This is a genomic window from Listeria monocytogenes (assembly GCF_041765605.1).
Classification (GTDB): domain Bacteria; phylum Bacillota; class Bacilli; order Lactobacillales; family Listeriaceae; genus Listeria; species Listeria monocytogenes_D.
This window is the reverse complement of sequence record NZ_CP168900.1, coordinates 527257-545329: the sequence shown is the minus strand read 5'-3', so window position 1 is coordinate 545329 and position 18073 is coordinate 527257. Positions and strand designations below refer to the sequence as shown.

Genomic DNA, 18073 nt, shown 5'->3' with positions numbered 1-18073 from the left:
ATCTTCCTTCTATTGCTGATATAATCTATTTGAAACAACACAAAATGAGTTTTATATGCACGTAAAACTCAAATTGAAACAAACAGAAAAAGAGGAGGCAACAAGATGAAACAAAGCAAAAAAAGTTGGAAAGTAATGGCAGCTATAGTTATTATTTTGAGCATCACCTTTACAACCACATTAACTTCAAATGCCGCTGATTTAAGAAACGGGTCTGCTTTTAGTTTTAAATTAAGTGATCCAAAAGGAAAATTCAACAACGGGGCTACGATTAGCGCTCACAAAAAAGCATTTGATACTGCGTACGCTAAAATCAACGCATCATCTTCTAGAATCAAGCTTGTACGTAGTGGCAGCGGTCCAACGATTCGGACTCGTTCAACGAATAAACGAGATGAGTGGTACGGGCAAATGTCGGGTAATTCAAAAGGAAGTACAATCACTATTAATAAATACACCACAACCCGAGATAAATTTAATCAAGCAAATTATAATAAAACAGCACTACATGAGATGGGACATGCCTTTGGAATGAAACATCAGTCCAGTAGTAGCATTACTGTCATGAAACAAGGAAAATATGCCTATAATGATTACACCACATTGGATAAAAATAATATAAAATATAAATATGGAAAGTGAGGCTACCCAGATGAAAAAATTTGTCACAGCGATGTTGTTTCTCACATTTTTACTACTAGTAGGTTGTTCCGCACAAAATGAAAAAGCAGCACCCCCCTCTGAAAAAGAAGTAAAAGTGACCAAAGAAACAAAAATTTCCAAAAACGGTTCGATTGATGCAGATTACGATATTCCTGAAGATTCCAAGGAACTGGAAAATAAAAGCGAAGATATCGTGAAAGTAAAACTAGTGAAAAATAAGAAAATTGGCGATTACGATAAAGAAAAAATGGAATATAGCAGCACTATAAGTGAAGTCGAAGTTTTAGAAACTTACAAAGGCACTTTCAAAAAAGGCGACAAAATTGACGTTTCAGAACCTTGGTATTTAAATGAAGGTGCGTATGAATCCATTGAAAACTATATCGCGCTTGAGCAAGAGCAAGAATACACATTATTTTTACGCGGCGGACATGACAGCGAAAAACTAAGTTCGATTATCAGCATGGGCTACGGCAAATTTAATGAAGACTTGAAAGAAACAGACGCTACTCTTACCGATTTTGAGAATTTGGGAGAAGTGGAAGCATATAATTTCATTTCCGAGGAGCAAGAGGAAGTAACCAATTATACTGAAATTAAAGAGGATGTTTTGAAAGAGTTTAATGATTGAGAAAAAGCGTGACTGCGAGTTTGGCAGTCACGCTTTTTTGGTTTTGATGGATGGTGATGGAGTTAAATCTGAATGGGATTTATATTTATGATAAGTAATTAAAACGTGGCGCGCTATCAACGACTTTCCCATCGTGACGATTATTTACATTTCACATTAAGTAACTAAAACTTCAAACGGAAATGGATCCACTGCTAAATCTTCCGGATTTACATTTCACATTAAGTAACTAAAACGAGGCAATGAACATAGGACTGAAAAATAAATGAACAGATTTACATTTCACATTAAGTAACTAAAACATTGATGGGATTATATGCCGAAAATTAAATATACGATTTACATTTCACATTAAGTAACTAAAACGATAGTCAGAAACATCAAGATAAACTTGCCAGTATATATTTACATTTCACATTAAGTAACTAAAACGTTAAGCAATTAAAACAGGGCGCAGTTGGGGAAAATTTACATTTCACATTAAGTAACTAAAACCCGCTAACTTTTCTTCTTACTCCCATCTTACCTCAAAGAGCTATTTCTGTCGACCTACCAAAAACATCTAAAATCTCCTCTTATCCGGAAAATTTTCCCAAGCAAATACCGCCAAGCTTCCCTTCCCCTAGCCACTTACAACTTTCTGTCGGTCTCCGGTATTTTTCACACTACTCAAGGTCGACAGATAACAAAAAAACAGCAACTCTACTAAGTTACTGTTTCCTGCTTATTCTTTAAAACAACGGATGCAACGAGCGGTTTTCTTGTACGCCTTCGATTGCGCGGCCTAAGATTCGTCCGATGGAGATGGTTGTTAGTTTGTCGAATTGCTTGTCTTCTGGAAGATCGATGGAGTCGGATGTGATGACTTCTTTGATATTGGAGTTTTGTAAGCGTTCGGTTGCGTTTCCAGCCATGACGGAGTGGGTTGCGCAAGCGATAACTTCTACGGCACCTTTTTCAAGTAAAATGTCAGCTGAAGTAGTGGCACGGACGCCGGTATCGATAATATCATCGACAACGATTGCGACTTTGCCTTTCACATCGCCAATGACACTCATAATTTCGTCTTCATGTGGTCTTGGTTTACGGTTTAAAATGGCGATTGGCGCGTTTAGACGGTCCGCGATTCTGCGTGCGCGAACTACGCCACTGTGATCTGGCGCGACAACTACCACGTCTTTTTCCCCGTAATTTTCTATCAAATAATCACCAATTAGCGGAATTGCTGAAAGATGATCGATTGGAATGTTGAAAAAGCCTTGAATTTGAGCTGCGTGTAAATCTACTGTGATTAAACGGTCGGCTCCAGCTCTTTGAATTAGATTTGCCATTAATTTGGCGGTAATTGGTTCTCTTGAGCGAGCTTTTCTGTCCTGACGAGCATAGCCATAATAAGGCATAATTATATTGATGGAATGCACGGAAGCGCGTTTTAAGGCATCTACCATGATTAAAAGTTCCATTAGACGTTCGTTTACGTTGGAATTCATTGATTGCACAACATACGCATTCGTTCCACGGATACTTTCCTCAATATTAATTTTCACTTCTCCATCACTGAACTTCTGGAGCTCCACCTCACATAAAGGTATATCTAGATAATCTGCAATTTTTGTCGCAAGTGGTCTCTCACTCGTCACAGAAAAAAGTTTCATTTTGCCTGCCATTGCTATCTCCTTCCGCCGTACTAATTTCTTCTCCTTATTATTATATAGAACTGTCTATGTGTTGTCTACTAGCTAAAAACCATCGCTGCAAATAAAACAAGCATTAGCGCGAACTAATGCTTGTTTCATTAAATTGCAATTATAGAATACCTCCGAACCAATGCAGGCCGTAATATACAATCCATGTATACCACTGTGTACCAACTGCTAGAGAGGTTACTTCTACAGCGTCTTTCGGTATATTATAACCAATTTGACCTGCAAGTTCTGTCATTAAAGGTGCCGCTGCTCCAGAAAGGTAGAGGGTGATAATGACGATAACAATACCTGTGAAAATCCCTCTAAATAAATTCCCTTTGGATGGAACAATAGCAAAAATCATGTAGAATGGAAGCGCCGTTAAATCAGCTAAAGGTAATACTTTATTTCCTGGCAAAATGAACGCTAAAATTAAAGTAATCGGGATCATGAGTAAGCCAAGCGAAAGTACAAATGGATGACCAATCCCCACCGCTGAATCTAGTCCGATAAATAGTTCGCGACCCGGGAAACGTTTTTCCATGAATTCATGGGCAGCTTCTGAGATAACGGTAAGACCGTCCATTAGAAGCGAAACCATCCGCGGAATAAGTACTAAACTAGCGGCAATGGTTACTCCGGTTTGCAGTACTTGGCTCAGCGGCATTTGAGCAATGGCAGCAAGTCCACCACCAATAATTAAGCCCATAAGCATCGGTTCGCCGAAAATACCTAAACGTGATTGCACTTTCTCTGTGGACCAATTAATTTTTCTAACGCCGGGAATTTTTCCGAGTAGCCAGTTCATTGGATAACCAACAAGCGCCCACCCGGTAGTTTGAATTTGTGGTAAAGAAATCCCCTCTAATCCTAAAACATTCTCCACATCTTTTTGTGTCCAGTCAGCGATTTTGAAGATAATTGCCATATTGATAATCGAACTAAGAATCGCAATAATCATGCTTCCTGTTGTTAAGTAAAGTGCACTGGCGATGAAAAGTGGTTGCCAATAATTCCAAATATCTACGTCCATTGTTTTCGTCCATTTAAAGGCAATCATTAAAATATTGGTTGCAATAATTGCGACGAAAACAAATGGTACGACTTCTGTTCCCCATGCGAGTGATGACCCAACTCCCCAACCGATATCCGTTGCGGTTAATTTAAAATTATAATTTTCTACAAGTGCTTTTGTAACTGGTGTAATAGTCGTTAACATGAGTGAAGTGATAACGCCTAGTCCAACAAACCCAACACCAACTGTTAGCCCCGCTTTAAAAGCTACACTAATTTTTTTGCGGAAAATCACACCTAGAATGGTAATGATAATTGGCATCATAACTGTTACACCAAGCCCGATAATATATTTAAAGAAATCTAGAATAATATCCATTTTGTGCCCTCCCTTTAATCTTGAAGTATCGCGAGTATTTCATCGATTGTTTCTTGTTTTTTTAGGCCTGTTAAAAATGATCTTCCAATTACAACTGGTACATCACCAACATCACCTGTAACTGTTGTTGAACTAACAATAATGTCTGGCTTAGATGTGCTTACTTTTGACGCTACTTCTTGAACCGTGCACTGACTAATTTCATATGGAATGCGCTTTTCGTCTAGTACTGCACGCACTTTTTTGGAAATAACTGTGGAAGTCGCAATTCCAGTCCCACAACACACATAAATTTTCTTCTTTTTCATCTTAAAATCCCCCTATCATTCTGGGAAAAATAATACTTTCCCGAAAAATTCATTTCTTTCATAGATTCGCTCAAAAACTTCTGGTCCTTCAGCGAGTGAAAGACGATGTGTAATCATTGGTTCAATGTTGATTTGTTTATTGGCTAAGAAGTGAATGGTTGTTTGCCATTCTTTCCCTGGAAATGGTGCAGAAATTGCGTTCCATGAACCCCAAACTGTAAGCTCACTACGTACAATTTTTTCAAAATAGAAACGTTCGATTGTTACATCAGCGTATGGAATCCCTAGGAAAACGACGCCTCCACCTTTTTTCGCATAGGCAAAAACTTGGGCAGATGTAATAGGTGATCCCGCAGCTTCTACAACTAAATCAGCGTTTAGACCATCCGTGTGTGCAGCGACTACTTCTAATGGATCTTCTTTTAAAGAATTAATAACTACGTCTGCTCCTACTTCTTTCGCAAGCGCTAACTTTTTATCGTCTACATCAATTGCAATAACTCTTCTTGCGCCAAAAACTTTTGCCCATTGAATTGCTAGCAAACCGATATTGCCGCTTCCGACAACGACGACATCATCGCCAGCTTGTAATTTCGTATGATAAAATCCATGAACGACCACTGCGGAAGGCTCGACAAGTGCAGCAGCTTCATAATCTAATTCGTCTGGTATTTTTACTACATTTTCTGCTGGAAGTTTGATATACTCAGCATAGGCTCCGGGATGTCTTGCTCCGATTACTGTTAGCTTCCGACAGCGGGCGAATTCGCCTTTTTTACAGTATTCACACTCACCGCAATAGAGTGCTGGGCATCCGGCAGCCCTATCACCAATCTCAATATCCGTTACCTCACTACCAACCTCAATCACTTCTCCTGAAAATTCGTGTCCCCACACCATTCCTGGTACATACGGACCAAGTTTACTGTATCTCGAAATATCTGAACCACAAATCCCAACTGTTTTTACTTTCAAAATCACATCATCAGGCTGTTCGATTGTTGGCATATCTGCTTCTTCATAACGCAAATCTCTTTTTCCATATAATTTTAAAGCTTTCATTCTGTTAAAACTCCTTTCGATAACTTCTCCAAATTCGCTTCGATATCTCCTTCAAATAAGTAAGATCCTACAACGATTAAATCCGCCCCTGCAAGTGTGCATTCTTTCGCAAGTTCAGCATTTACTCCGCCATCTACTTCAATTTGAATAGGACGGTTTCCAATATACGCTTTGGTTTTTCTGATTTTTTCTAAACTTGATTGGAAGAATTTTTGACCACCTAAGCCTGGATTTACAGTCATAAGTAAAATACAGTCAATATCATCTAACACGTATTCCAAAGTGCTTGGTGGAGTACCTGGATTTAATACCACTCCCGCGCGAACTCCGTAACTTTTAATTAGTTGAATTGTACGGTGCAAATGAGTTGTTGCTTCTTGGTGAACAGTAATCATATGTGCACCAGCTTCCACTAATCTTGGAATATAACGGTCTGGTTCATACACCATCATATGCACATCAAATTGAAGCTTCGTGCCTTTTTTCATCATTTTGATTTGATCAGGACCAAATGCAATGTTTGGGACGAACGAGCCATCCATCATATCCACATGTAATAAATCAATGCCATTTTTCTCTAGAACCTCTAACTGTTCATTAATTCTGCCAATGTCTGCTCCAAAAACAGACGGAACTATTTTTGCCACTATTATCACCTCAAGATTGAATTTCTATGATTTTTTGTAACTTTTCTTTGTCGCTTAGTTTTAATTTTTGTTGACTAAAATGGAGTAATTTCGTTGATTCTGGTGCATTTCGGGCTGATTTCACCCAAAATTCATTTCGACTTGGCACGAGAATGTACCACGGTAGAGCTTTTTTCTCTGTTTGCCACGCTGCATATAATTCGTCCAGCTCCCACGTTTTCATTTCTGCTAACTGATTCATTTTTTTCGGTAAGTAGTATGCGAGTGTCCACTTGGCGTATAAAATGGTGGTGGCGTAAATCATTACTACGAACATGAAAATTAACATATTATCTTCAATTAAGTTAACGACAAATCTACCTGGACTTCCTATTAGCCAGTCTACAAAACTTGCAAAAAAACTCCCCATTTATTCCCGACCTCCCTTAATTATTCTTAGAAAAATGTTCTATTGCGGAAAGAACATCTCCCGTCTCTTGCGCTTTAAGTAAGGTCGTCATCACCTCCTCGTCTTGAATAAGTTGAATAAGTGTTTGCAGCATATCTAGTTGTTCATCAGCACTCCTTAGCGCCATCATAAAGACAATTCTGACATCGATTGCTTCGTTATCAGAGGCCATTTCAATAAATGAAACAGGCTTCTTGAGTATTCGTACAGCCACCACTGGCCGAATAACATGTTCGCTATCTGTATGCGGAATGGCCACCCCAGCGTGCGCGGTTAGTAATCCGGTTGGAAAAACTTTTTCCCGTTTAATTACAGCATCTTTATAACTTGGCTTTACTGCGCCCACTTCACACAACTGTTCCGCCATTTCTGTAAGTAATTTTTCTTTATCTTGTTCGTTTGAAAATCGAACCATTTCTTCTTTAAAATATTCTAATACATCCAAATTGCATCCCTCCGACTGGCTGCTTGTTTATTTATTTAATAATTTGTTTCCAACGGCACCACCAGGATGGATGACGGAAAACTGCTCTTTTGTGTAATTCATATAGGTCATTAAGCAAACAATAACTGCATCAAAACTTGCAATAACAGCCATTGTACTTGCCGTTGCTAACATATTAAACGGATCTGGTTCTTTGCTTACACTCACTGGGAAAAAGATATCCGCTTCTTTGGCGATAACGGAATCTGGGTTTTCTGTTGCGCCAATCAGTGTGCTTCCTTTTGTTTTACAAGCAGGAATTAAATTAAGTAATTCGCCTGTATTTCCACCTTTTGAAATGAGAATCAATATATCTTCTTTTTGAAGTACACCGAGAGTTCCATGCACAGCATCTGATGGGGTTAAAAAGACTGCTGGACGTTCGATACAGTTGAAAGAGTGTACTAATTTTTTCGCAGCGACGCCGGATGTTCCACAACCAGCTACGACAATTTTCCCTGTGCACTCGGCGATTGTTTCAACCGTTTTAACGAGAGCCTCTTCACTCGTTACTTCCGGCAAACGAGAAATTGCATTTGCTTCTTCTTGCCATGTTTGGTGAATATTATCTAAAATAGCTTGTTTATCCAAAATTTATTCATCCTCTCTAATTACTAATTGGTTGATTGTTTGCATGATTTTTTCTTTCGTTACGTTTTCGAGCAAATCATCTAAAATTTGATGATTCTCTGCTAAATGAACGATTTGGTAAAGTGCTTCAATGTGTTGCTCTTTATCCACTGGTGCGATAACTATTACGAAATGAACTTGTTCTGTTTCTGAAAAATATACGCCATTTTTCACGACTAAAAGAGACATAGCGAGTCGATTGACCCCTGCATTAGGCATAGCGTGTGGAATGGCAATATCTTCACCGATAATAATGTACGGATCGTGAAACTTATGGTTATCAATCATGGTCTTTACATAGTTTGCGGTAATTGCTTGTTGCAGTAACAGCGGCTGACTCGCTAACCGAATCGCTTCTTGATAGTTTTTAACATCCTCACAAATCATGATGTTGTCTTCGGTGATTAAATCATGTAAATAGACTTTTTTCACGCGTTTATTTTCATCTGTAGCTGTGTTAGCCGACAAAATATCAATAATTCCATCTCGTATTGCATTTGAATCATTTATATCGGCGTTACGTTCCACAACTTCCATGATTTTATCAATACTCGTGAGCTGATTTCCCATTCCAAATAAGTTTTGTAAGACGTGTTGCCGCAGTTGCGTTTTTTCGATATCGTTCATAAATGGCTGAACAACAAAGACATTTTCGCCATCTTTTAATGGAATGGAAGAAAAAACAATATCTACTTCTGCTTTAAAAAAGGTGTATTCACGAACAGATATAGTTGGATAAAAATGGATTTCCGGAAATAGTTTTACTAAAATATTTTCCATAATTTTCGAAAAAGTAACCCCGCTCGGACAAAGCACAATCGCACGTTTTTGCTTATGATAAATATCATTTTGCGGTATCATATCGCTCCCAATAAACAAAGAAATGAAGAAAATCTCGCCGGCTGGAATTTCACGACCAATAAATTTCGCAAGTGGGTCAAATGCTTCTTTCACAATGAAGTTTAACGCTTCGAATTCTTGGTTGAATTTTTCATAAAGCGTATCTTCTAAATTCATTTGATATTTAATTCGGTAATAGGCTGGTTTTAAATGTAAGAGTAATTTTTCGATTAAGATATGTTTGTTTTTAAGGGAAACAAGTGCTTTTTTCTCGAATAAGTCTAAGCATGTGAGGACAACTTTTTCCAAGTCTTCTGTTAATTTTTCAGTTAAAATTTCACCGGAAAAAATGTTTGTTGTAAGAAGTTGTAATGTGATGAAAAGTCGCTCTTGTTCTGGAACTGGGCCAGTTTTTTCGAGCAAAATATCGGTAATGTGGTATTCTCGCGTGTCTGAAAGTGATTTCTCATCAATATGAAAAGCAGTATCGATTAAGCGCCGATCTCTGATTCTTAAGAACATCACGGATAGCAAATAGGGTAGTAATTCGATTTGTTCATAGGTGAATTTTATTTGCATCATCGCTTCGGCTTCTTCGAGTGTGCGGCGAATTTCCATAAGTTGAACTTTTTCAATTCCTGAATACGATAAGAAATAGTGTTCTCCTCGGAACATCTCTTTAACGCTACTTACAACTTGTGTCAGAACCTTGCGCAGCTCCCACTCACTGCCTGCTAACTGATAACCCGATGCTCTACTATAAGTGACAGTTGTTTCTTTAGGAAGTAACTTTTGCGCTACTTTTAAATCACGAAGAATAGTGTTTTTGCTTACTTGAATCTTCGTTGTAAAATGGGCGAGGGATAGTTCTTCTTTTGCTGTTAAAAGCATTAGCAAAATTAAATTAGCACGTTCATTTTCAGAAGGTAAGTATTCTACGCTTGGATCTCGAGTTTCTTTCTCAGAAAATAGCGCTGTAAGCTCGGGTTCTAATATAAATCGGCCGTTTTTGGAACGCTTTACTTCTGGATAATTTTTCCACTTGAGCCATTCGTTTACTTTCTGAAAACTATAGCTGATTTGGTAACGCGATAATTTATACTTTACTTCGAGTTGTTTATTTGTAATGTTCGGATTTTTTATAACTTCTTGAAATAGTGTTTTACTTCTGTTATCCAGATACATGCGTCTCCCCCCTTTGATAGCCTAATTATAGCATAGGGTTTGGCGCTTAAGAATGCGCTTTCATCACAAGTTTTCTCCACACACTTCCACAACATGAGAAGGAGATTGTTACTTTTCGTACAATGTAGCATCTTTATTAAAGACACGAATTGCTTCTACTGCTAAAACTTTATTGGTCATTTGCAAATAAATTTCATAAGGAATAGTAACCGTATCTGCACCACTTTCGTAGGCTTGCATTACTTGCCCGCTATGTTTAAAGCTCGCTGCCATAATTTGTGTTTTAAGTGCCTTTTTATCAAAAAAATGACGCATCCCAGCAATTTCTTTAAAAGGATCGATGTTCGCTGCGCTCATCCTATTCACATATGGGGCAACAAAATCTGCACCAGCCAAGGCAGCCGCGATTGCTTGATCAGCCGAATAAATAGCAGTTCCTAAGATTTGAATGGTTTTATCCTCTTTTTTGAGTGTATCGATTACGTTAATACCAGCCTCATGTGCCGGAATCTTAATAGCTATTTTTTCTTTCCCAAACATCGCTAGTAACATGCGCGCATCTGCCAAAATTTCCTCATAGCTAAAACCAACTGTTTGTACAAAAACTTGTTTATCCGTATGCTCTAAAATACGCTTAATCGCTGTTTGTCGATTGCATTTTTCTTTTACTAAAATGGTTGGGTTCGTAGTAATTCCTTTAAAAATGGAGCTGGTTTGAATTTTTTTCACGTCTTCTAAATTAGCTGAATCTAAATGCATTTTCCCTCACCTTTCTTGGATAATTTCTCTGAGTGGCGCCAGTTTTTCTGTATAACTACCTGCCTTGTCGTTAAATAATGCGGCTGTTCCAACGACATAGACATCTGCGCCAATTGGTTCAAGTAACCGAACTGTTTCTTCAAAAATATTGCCGTCTACTTCAATTAATGGTTTATTGGTGTGGCTTTCAAGCTCTTTTTGAAGTTTTTTGATTTTTTCTAGTACATGATGCTGGAATTTTTGCCCGGCGAATCCTGGGTTAACGGTCATCATTAAAACCATATCGACTTTCTCTAAAAATGGATAAATCTGTTCAATCTCTGTATCCGGGCTGATGGCGATGGATGGTTTGATTCCTAGCGCACGAATATGGTTTATAGTCGCATCGACATCAGGTGAAGCTTCTACGTGGAAAGACATATAAGCCGGCTTTATCGCCGCATATAAATCCACAAATTTATCAGGATTCACTGTAGCTAAATGAATATCAAGCAACATATCTGTATTATTTTTTATATCTTGAAGGACATAGGCGCCCATTGCTGCATTTTCTACAAAAACACCATCCATCACATCACAATGAAGCATTTTTACATTTGCTTGCTCGAGTGCGCGAAGTTCGTCAGCTAGATGAAGCGAGTCTGCGCACATAATGGAAGCCGCAATCATTTTCATTCAACACCCTCCCGTTCTTCAAGCTCTGCCAATTTTCCGAGCCTTGTCATATGCCTACCGCCTTCAAATTCCGCCGCAAGCCACGTATCAAGTAAGAGTAACGCCAGACTATCGCCCAGAACACGTTCACCAAGACAAAGAACATTACTGTTATTATGTCGCCTAGTCATCATTGCTGAAAAAGCATCTGAAACGACAGCAGCACGCACACCTTTGATTTTGTTGGCTGCCATGGACATTCCAATCCCTGTTCCACAACAGAGCACACCTAGACTGTTTTCAGTTGCAACAAAGTGTCCTACTTTAGCGGCATACTCTGGAAAATCCACGCTTTCGACTGAATAACAACCAAAATCTTTCACCTTGTAGCCGCTTTCAATTAAATGCGCACGGATTTTTTCTTTCAACTGAAATCCTCCATGATCAGCTGCAATTGCAATTTCCATGTTATCCTCTCCTTTCTCACCTTGATTGTAGCACCGGTCTCCATCAAACTGTTAGAACTGTTCAGCACCATTTTTCTCTACTCGAATCCGCAAGATGGTAAATTAGCTCTAACAACAAAAAAAGGCTGAAAAAGCAATGAGCTCTTTCAACCTTCTATGACTTATATTAGCCTCTTAATTCGGCTTGGATTTCTTTTAGTTTTTTAGGAGTTACGTCGTCTCCAAGTGGGTCAATGATTGTTACGTGATGCAAATTATCTTGAACTGTTCCTCTTATTTTTTTCAAATATTCTTGACGAAGGGCAGCTTGTCTTTCTTTTTCAAAAGCAGTTAATCCTTCACTTTTTTGTTTTGCAGCAAGTTCATTAATATTTTTTAATAACAATTTCATGCTATCCCTCCTATCATTATCGAGTTACTTTTAATAAGTAACTAACCAAATTATAATATAAAGGTCAATAAAAGTCAAACTTCTTTTTCGAGCAGTTTTTCAGGATCGCGTACTTTTGTTTTTTTGCGTTCATAAATAAGATCCATTAATGCGCCCGAACCAAGCAGGACGCCAATGATGATAAAAACGAATCCAACTAGTTGTGGGATTTTAATAGCTTCGCCAAGGAAAAGCAATGCGCCAATAAGCGAAAATAATGGATTGAAATTCATAAAAATAGCCGAGCGCGACGGTCCAATTTTCCCAACCGCATAATTATAAACGAAATTGCCAAATGCCGTTGCAACTACAGCTGAAACAACAAACAAGAGCCACAGTTTCCATGAATGAACCGCCACTAATTCTGACATGCCATCCGGCTCCATGAAGCGGCTTAAACCAAACAACATTACCGAACCAAGAAATAACATGTATCCCGTCATCAGCCCCGTGTCCATTGATCCAGCGAGCTTTTTAATAATAATAAAACTAAATGCCTGAGAAGCCATCGCGATAAAGATGTCGATATCTCCCAGTGAAATCCCGCTTATCCCCGTCCCATTAGAAAGAACAACCAAACTCACGCCAAAAATCCCTGCTAAAAAGCCGAGCGCACGCCAAGCTCCAATTCGTTCACGGAGAAAAACCACAGAAAAAATCGCTACCACAATCGGCGCAGAACCAAGAATAAGTCCTGCATTCGTCCCAGTCGTTAGCTTCAACCCGTTCGACAAGAAAAAGTGATGAATAACAATATTAAAAATACTCGCGAGAAAAATTAAACCAAATTCCCGTTTTGTAGGTAGACGTAATTTTTTTGTGATAAATAAAATAATAATAACGGTTATAGCTGCGGTGAAAATTCGAAAAGATGTCATCGTAACAGTCGGAAAATAGCTAACTAATACTTTCGTCATCGTGACATTAAAACCCCAACTCGCCATCACTGCAATTAATAAAAAATAAAGTCCTATCGGTGCTTTCTCTTTCTGCAAAACAAACACTCCTTTTTTATAGAAAAATGCCCCTTAAATTACTTTAAGGGGCATTTCATAGCGTCATCTTCCGCAGCCTTCCACAAAGCTATAACGCGGAAAATGGGGCAGTGATACTTAAGTCACTGCTTGTAGGCTCATCGCATAGACCCAACTATAGCATGGATAATTTTTTCTGTAAAGCGTTATTTTGTAAATTCTAACCAAGTTGAGGCAATTGCTTCATGTCCTGCTTTGGTCGGGTGCACGCCGTCCTCAGCTAAAAAGGTCGGCCCATGTTTGATAGCGAGCGCGTTCATTAGCCCATCAAGCGGAATAAGCGTTGCACCAAATTCTGCCGCAAGTTCGCGCACAGCTCCAATTTTTGGATCCAAATCACCACGCCACTCTTTCCGATCTTCCGGATATGGTAATACAAACGGCTCCATCAAAATCAGTTCCGCATTTGTTTCCGTTTTAATCCGATTCAAAATCACACGATACACTTCTTTAAACGCCGTCACCGAAGTATCTTCCCATCTGCTGAAACTAAACCACGTATCATTTATCCCAATCATAATCGTAACTACATCTGGTTGAAGTGAAATCGCATCCGCCTCAATACGACGATGCAAATCCGCCACCCGGTTCGCACTAACGCCACGATTTATAACCGTTACATCTTCTTTCTCAAGCTGTTCTGCAATCATTTTCACATAACCATGTCCTAATTCGCGGTCATTTTCAAAATCGCGCCCCGCATCTGTCACACTATCACCTAAAAAAAGCAACTTCTTCATTTAGTTCCGTCTCCTTTAAAATTCCTGATGCCTTATTATAACAAAAAAACCTTAAACTTAGATAATTAATCTAAATTTAAGGTTTTTCGAACTTTATTAAAATTGTTTATGCAGTAAATCAAGAACGTGACGTAACTCATTAACATCAATTTGCCCAGGAGCCGATGCTTTTTTCGCAGCGCCAAATGTCATTGCGGAGCCAAAAACTTCGCCAGCAAGACGACTGATGACACCAGTTCCCGCCATCGACATCGTAATGATTGGTTGATTAGCTTTTTCAGATACAGTATTCGTTGCATCTAGTAAAGTTAGTACGTCTCCAGCAGATTTTGGCATGACGGCGATTTTCGGAAGGTCCGCGCCAAGTGCTTCCATGCGAATTAAACGAGAAACGATTTCTTCTTTCGCAGGTGTTTTATCAAAATCATGATTCGACATCACTACTTTTACATTGTTCTTGTGAGCTGTTTCAATTAAGCGTAAAACGTCTGCTTCTTCATTGAAAAGTTCCACATCAACTAAATCAACTTTGCCGGTTCTAGCTAAAGTTTCATTTAATTCAAAATAAAATTCGTCACTGACAGCTAACTCGCCGCCCTCTTTTGCACTGCGGAAAGTGAATAAAATCGGTGTTTCTGGTAAAATTGTGCGAATTTCATCTAGCGCAGCTTCCACTTTAGCTAAATCTTTGACGTCTTCAAAAAAGTCAACGCGCCATTCGACAACGTCCAAATCAATTGTTTGTAACATTTCTGCTTCTTCTTTAAGCGCAGCAACCGTTTTCCCGACCATTGGTACACAAATTTTTGGCGCACCTTCACCAAACGTAACATTCTTTACGACTACTTTATTCATGTATAATTCTCCTCATTCGATATTATGTCTTAAGATTAGCGATAACCTTGTTCTTTTGCAAGTTTTTAAAATAGGATTTCTTTAATGTAATCAACTGGCATTTCTTTGTGTGTCCAAATTTCGAAAGCTTTCGCACCTTGCCAAAGCATCATGCCTAAGCCGTTAAGTGTTTGACAGCCTTGTTCTTCGGCGATTTCAAGCAATCTTGTTTTGGTTGGTTTGTAGACAACATCCGAAACGATTAATTCTGGACGAAGCATATCTGCACTTGGTAAAAGTGTTTCACCTTCGAAAGGCTTCATCCCAACACCAGTCGCGTTCGTGAAAATAACACTTTCTGCAATTTCTTTACGTAGTTGTTCGTGGTCTTCGATATCAAATAATTGTGCTTTACAATCTGTTTTCGAATTGATTTTTTCTACTGTTTTTTCTGCATTCGCGTAAAAATCGTCTTTTCTGTTGAAAATAGAAATTTCTTTTACGCCGTCAAGAGCAGCTTGGATGCAGATAGCTGTTGCCGCACCACCAGCGCCGCAAATCGTCATTTTTTTGCCGATAATGTCATTTCCGGCTTCTTTTAATGCACGCATGTAACCAGTGCCGTCTGTAATGTGTCCAGTTAACACGCCATCATCATTAACAACTGTATTTACTGCCCCTACAAGTTCAGCTGCTGGAGAAAGTTTATCTAAGTATTTATGGATATTTGTTTTGTTTGGCATGGAAACGTTCCAGCCGCGTAAGTTCATTGCGCGGAATCCTTGTACAACATCTTTCAGTTCTTTGTCCCCAACTTCAAAAGCAAGGTATACATAATCAAGCCCTAGTTTTGCAAAAGCTTCGTTATGCATTGTTGGTGATAAACTGTGTCTGATTGGAGTGGCGATTAAACCGATTAATTCTGTGTGTCCTGTAATTCTTTCCGTGATTTTGTTTGTCATAATAACATCGTTCCTTTCCAAATTAAGGTTTATTTGTGAAAATGTGAACTTATATAAAGAGCGAATGTGGCAAAGCGGAGTCCGCCTTGCCAGTTCGGATTACAAAGAGCCAATTTTTTCTAATGTGGTTAAAATATTTCTTCCTTCGCGAACGCCTTCCAATATTTTTCTTGTTGCAGCGCTGTCGCCAATATTTACGATTTCAATTTGTTTTTCTTTTCCGTATGCCGCAAGTTCTTCCATAAGTGGGCGTTCTGGTCGCATTCCTAGGCAGACAAAGCCGTAATCAAATGGAATCTCGGCGTCTACTCCGTCGTGCTTCACTTTGAAATGATCCGCTGCTACTTCGGTTAATGCAGTTTCTGTTTGGACATCAACATTGTTTTTCTCGATAATGTCCATCATGGAAAGACGTGTAATCATATCTAAGTCTTTTCCAAGAAGTGGCATCATTTCTACAATTGTAACATCCGAGCCGCGTTCTGAGAAGTACTCGACCACATCAAGTCCAACTGCACCACCGCCGATAACTGCAACTTTTTTGTTACTAAATTCGGTAAAGTCATCGATATTCGAAATAAGTCCAAAAATCGAATGAACCTTACTGCCTTCTTTGTCAATCACGTCATGCAAACCTTTAATCGGTGGAAGTAATGGTTTGGATCCTGTGGCATTGACTACCACATCAGGATTAAATGTATCAATAAGCGCAGTATCAGCTTTAGTGCCTGTAAGAACTTTTAAATTGGTTAATTTTTCTGCTCGGTTCGCTAAATAATTAGGGAAATCGGCAATTCTACTTTTGTCTGGAAGGTTGGCAATGGCACGCGCCAAGCCACCAGTTTGTTCACTCGCTTCAATTAGCGTTGTGTTACAGCCAACTTCGGCCGCCGTACAAGCTGCTTCAAGCCCTGCTGTTCCGCCGCCAATGACGACAACATTGGTCGGACGAGTTACTTTTGTTTCTTTGTATTTATCTTCATGAATAATATCTGGATTCACCGTACAACGGATTGGCTTCGACTTGGAAATTCGGTGATCCGCGCAACCGATATTACAAGAAATACATTTTCGAAGCATGTCTTCTTGGCCAGTTGCCACTTTGTTTACCCAGTTAGGCTCAGCGATTAAGCCACGTCCCATCGCAAGCAAGTCCGCATATCCTTCTGACAAAATTTTCTCTGCCGCTTTTGGACTACGAATGTTACCGGAAGTAATCGTTGGTTTGTTAAATTTATCTTTCACCGCTTTTGCAAGGTAGCTTCTCCAGCCATCTTCTAAGTTCATTTGGTCAATTTGCAAGTATAGGTTGTCATTAATTGCCGCTGATACATTCAAAATATCCGCTTCTTCTTGGCAATAATCTAGTAGTTCCAAAATATCTTCTAAGTGGTTGCCGCCTTCTGTAAATTCATCTGCACTAAAACGCAGCACGATTGGGAAAAATGGACCGACTTCCTCGCGAACTTTTTCTAAAATTAATTTGACGATACGCGCGCGATTTTCAGGCGTTCCACCAAATTCATCTGTTCGTTTGTTATAAAGTGGCGATAAAAATTGGCATAGTAAGTACGAGTGTCCGCCGTGGATTTCGACTGCATCGAAGCCGGCTTGTTGGGCGCGTCTTGCAGCATCACCGTATTTATTTACGATTTCATAAATTTCTTCTACTGTAAGCGGACGCGGTACAGTTCCACCTTTTTTAGATGGAATATCTGATGCAGAAACCGGTTGAAGCCCATTCAAACGTGCTGGATAAGCAGATGCTCCAGCGTGGTTGATTTGGATGGATACACAAGTTCCATGTTTATGAAGACGTTCTGTTAATTTGTAAAATCCAGGAATGTATTGGTCATTATCGATTCGAAGTTGCGTTGTTCCGTTTGTACCATAAGGAAAATCTACACAAGCGTTTTCAATAGTGATTAGACCTGTTCCACCTTTTGCGCGTTGTTCGTAGTAATTCATATGTTCTTCTAAAAATTCGCCATTTAATCCAGCTAGGTTTGTCCCCATTGGTGGCATTATCACACGGTTTTTAATGGTCATTCTTTTTACAGTTAATGGTTCAAAAATACTCGGATAATCTGTCATAATAAGCCTCCTGCGACTATAATCTCAGCAAATGATTTGTTACATTATTCACGTTCAATAATGCACAATCTTATTTCTCTTTCATTATAAGTCAGGAGTAATTATTAATCTAATGTATATTTT

Annotated in this window: 20 protein-coding genes and 1 CRISPR repeat array; of the genes, 2 read left to right on the top strand and 18 right to left on the bottom strand. The window is 39.0% G+C overall.

The window, feature by feature from the left end; genetic code table 11:
• The first annotated feature begins 105 nt into the window (after nt 1-105).
• Together AB2Q86_RS02715 and AB2Q86_RS02710 are read left to right on the top strand one after the other, a co-directional pair.
• Nucleotides 106-642: a matrixin family metalloprotease gene (locus AB2Q86_RS02715; RefSeq protein ID WP_012581892.1), complete on the top strand. Its 537-nt coding sequence runs from the start codon at nt 106-108 to the stop codon at nt 640-642.
• 10 nt (nt 643-652) lie between these two features.
• The gene (locus AB2Q86_RS02710) at nt 653-1294 is read left to right on the top strand and encodes a hypothetical protein (protein WP_012581893.1); all 642 of its coding nucleotides are present in this window, start codon (nt 653-655) and stop codon (nt 1292-1294) included.
• Between the two features lie 76 nt (nt 1295-1370).
• Nucleotides 1371-1789: a CRISPR direct-repeat array (repeat unit 29 nt; unit sequence ATTTACATTTCACATTAAGTAACTAAAAC).
• A gap of 236 nt (nt 1790-2025) precedes the next feature.
• Here AB2Q86_RS02710 and AB2Q86_RS02705 read toward each other — a convergent pair.
• The 18 genes from AB2Q86_RS02705 to AB2Q86_RS02620 all read right to left on the bottom strand — a co-directional run bounded on the left by AB2Q86_RS02705 (nt 2026) and on the right by AB2Q86_RS02620 (nt 17950).
• Nucleotides 2026-2961 (bottom strand): ribose-phosphate pyrophosphokinase, encoded by a 936-nt coding sequence (locus AB2Q86_RS02705; RefSeq protein WP_003725720.1) that lies wholly within the window; start codon nt 2959-2961, stop codon nt 2026-2028.
• A 139-nt stretch (nt 2962-3100) separates the two neighbouring features.
• Entirely contained in the window at nt 3101-4372 is a 1272-nt protein-coding gene (locus AB2Q86_RS02700; protein WP_003725719.1) for a PTS galactitol transporter subunit IIC, read from the bottom strand.
• A gap of 14 nt (nt 4373-4386) precedes the next feature.
• Complete coding sequence (locus AB2Q86_RS02695) at nt 4387-4680, bottom strand: PTS sugar transporter subunit IIB (RefSeq protein WP_003727301.1); 294 nt, start codon at nt 4678-4680, stop codon at nt 4387-4389.
• A gap of 15 nt (nt 4681-4695) precedes the next feature.
• The gene (locus AB2Q86_RS02690) at nt 4696-5742 is read right to left on the bottom strand and encodes a galactitol-1-phosphate 5-dehydrogenase (protein ID WP_003730559.1); all 1047 of its coding nucleotides are present in this window, start codon (nt 5740-5742) and stop codon (nt 4696-4698) included.
• The gene (gene rpe, locus AB2Q86_RS02685; protein ID WP_003725716.1) at nt 5739-6389 is read right to left on the bottom strand and encodes a ribulose-phosphate 3-epimerase; all 651 of its coding nucleotides are present in this window, start codon (nt 6387-6389) and stop codon (nt 5739-5741) included. The genes AB2Q86_RS02690 and rpe overlap by 4 nt, the downstream gene beginning before the upstream one ends.
• A 10-nt stretch (nt 6390-6399) precedes the next feature.
• Nucleotides 6400-6798, bottom strand: a complete 399-nt coding sequence (locus AB2Q86_RS02680) for a hypothetical protein (protein ID WP_003725715.1) — start codon at nt 6796-6798, stop codon at nt 6400-6402.
• A 16-nt stretch (nt 6799-6814) separates the two neighbouring features.
• Nucleotides 6815-7282 carry a PTS sugar transporter subunit IIA gene (locus AB2Q86_RS02675; RefSeq protein WP_003721289.1) on the bottom strand — a complete coding sequence of 156 codons (468 nt, stop codon included), beginning with the start codon at nt 7280-7282 and terminating at the stop codon, nt 6815-6817.
• Nucleotides 7283-7309: 27 nt separating this feature from the next.
• Nucleotides 7310-7912 (bottom strand): SIS domain-containing protein, encoded by a 603-nt coding sequence (locus tag AB2Q86_RS02670; RefSeq protein ID WP_012581894.1) that lies wholly within the window; start codon nt 7910-7912, stop codon nt 7310-7312.
• A gap of 3 nt (nt 7913-7915) precedes the next feature.
• The gene (locus AB2Q86_RS02665) at nt 7916-9976 is read right to left on the bottom strand and encodes a BglG family transcription antiterminator (protein ID WP_012581895.1); all 2061 of its coding nucleotides are present in this window, start codon (nt 9974-9976) and stop codon (nt 7916-7918) included.
• A 108-nt stretch (nt 9977-10084) separates the two neighbouring features.
• Entirely contained in the window at nt 10085-10735 is a 651-nt protein-coding gene (locus AB2Q86_RS02660) for a transaldolase family protein (protein ID WP_012581896.1), read from the bottom strand.
• A 6-nt stretch (nt 10736-10741) separates the two neighbouring features.
• Nucleotides 10742-11410, bottom strand: a complete 669-nt coding sequence (locus tag AB2Q86_RS02655) for a ribulose-phosphate 3-epimerase (RefSeq protein WP_012581897.1) — start codon at nt 11408-11410, stop codon at nt 10742-10744.
• Complete coding sequence (gene rpiB / locus AB2Q86_RS02650; RefSeq protein WP_012581898.1) at nt 11407-11856, bottom strand: ribose 5-phosphate isomerase B; 450 nt, start codon at nt 11854-11856, stop codon at nt 11407-11409. Before rpiB ends, AB2Q86_RS02655 begins: the two co-directional genes overlap by 4 nt.
• 166 nt (nt 11857-12022) lie before the next feature.
• Nucleotides 12023-12247: a DUF896 domain-containing protein gene (locus tag AB2Q86_RS02645; protein ID WP_003721282.1), complete on the bottom strand. Its 225-nt coding sequence runs from the start codon at nt 12245-12247 to the stop codon at nt 12023-12025.
• Between the two features lie 74 nt (nt 12248-12321).
• Nucleotides 12322-13281, bottom strand: a complete 960-nt coding sequence (locus AB2Q86_RS02640) for a DMT family transporter (RefSeq protein WP_012581899.1) — start codon at nt 13279-13281, stop codon at nt 12322-12324.
• A 185-nt stretch (nt 13282-13466) separates the two neighbouring features.
• Nucleotides 13467-14060: an SGNH/GDSL hydrolase family protein gene (locus tag AB2Q86_RS02635; RefSeq protein WP_008946924.1), complete on the bottom strand. Its 594-nt coding sequence runs from the start codon at nt 14058-14060 to the stop codon at nt 13467-13469.
• A gap of 96 nt (nt 14061-14156) precedes the next feature.
• Entirely contained in the window at nt 14157-14915 is a 759-nt protein-coding gene (gene aroD / locus AB2Q86_RS02630) for a type I 3-dehydroquinate dehydratase (RefSeq protein ID WP_012581900.1), read from the bottom strand.
• Nucleotides 14916-14980: 65 nt separating this feature from the next.
• The gene (locus tag AB2Q86_RS02625) at nt 14981-15856 is read right to left on the bottom strand and encodes a shikimate dehydrogenase (protein ID WP_012581901.1); all 876 of its coding nucleotides are present in this window, start codon (nt 15854-15856) and stop codon (nt 14981-14983) included.
• 99 nt (nt 15857-15955) lie between these two features.
• A complete protein-coding gene (locus AB2Q86_RS02620) occupies nt 15956-17950 on the bottom strand; it encodes an NAD(P)/FAD-dependent oxidoreductase (RefSeq protein ID WP_012581902.1) in 1995 nt (664 codons plus the stop codon).
• Nucleotides 17951-18073 lie beyond the last annotated feature (123 nt).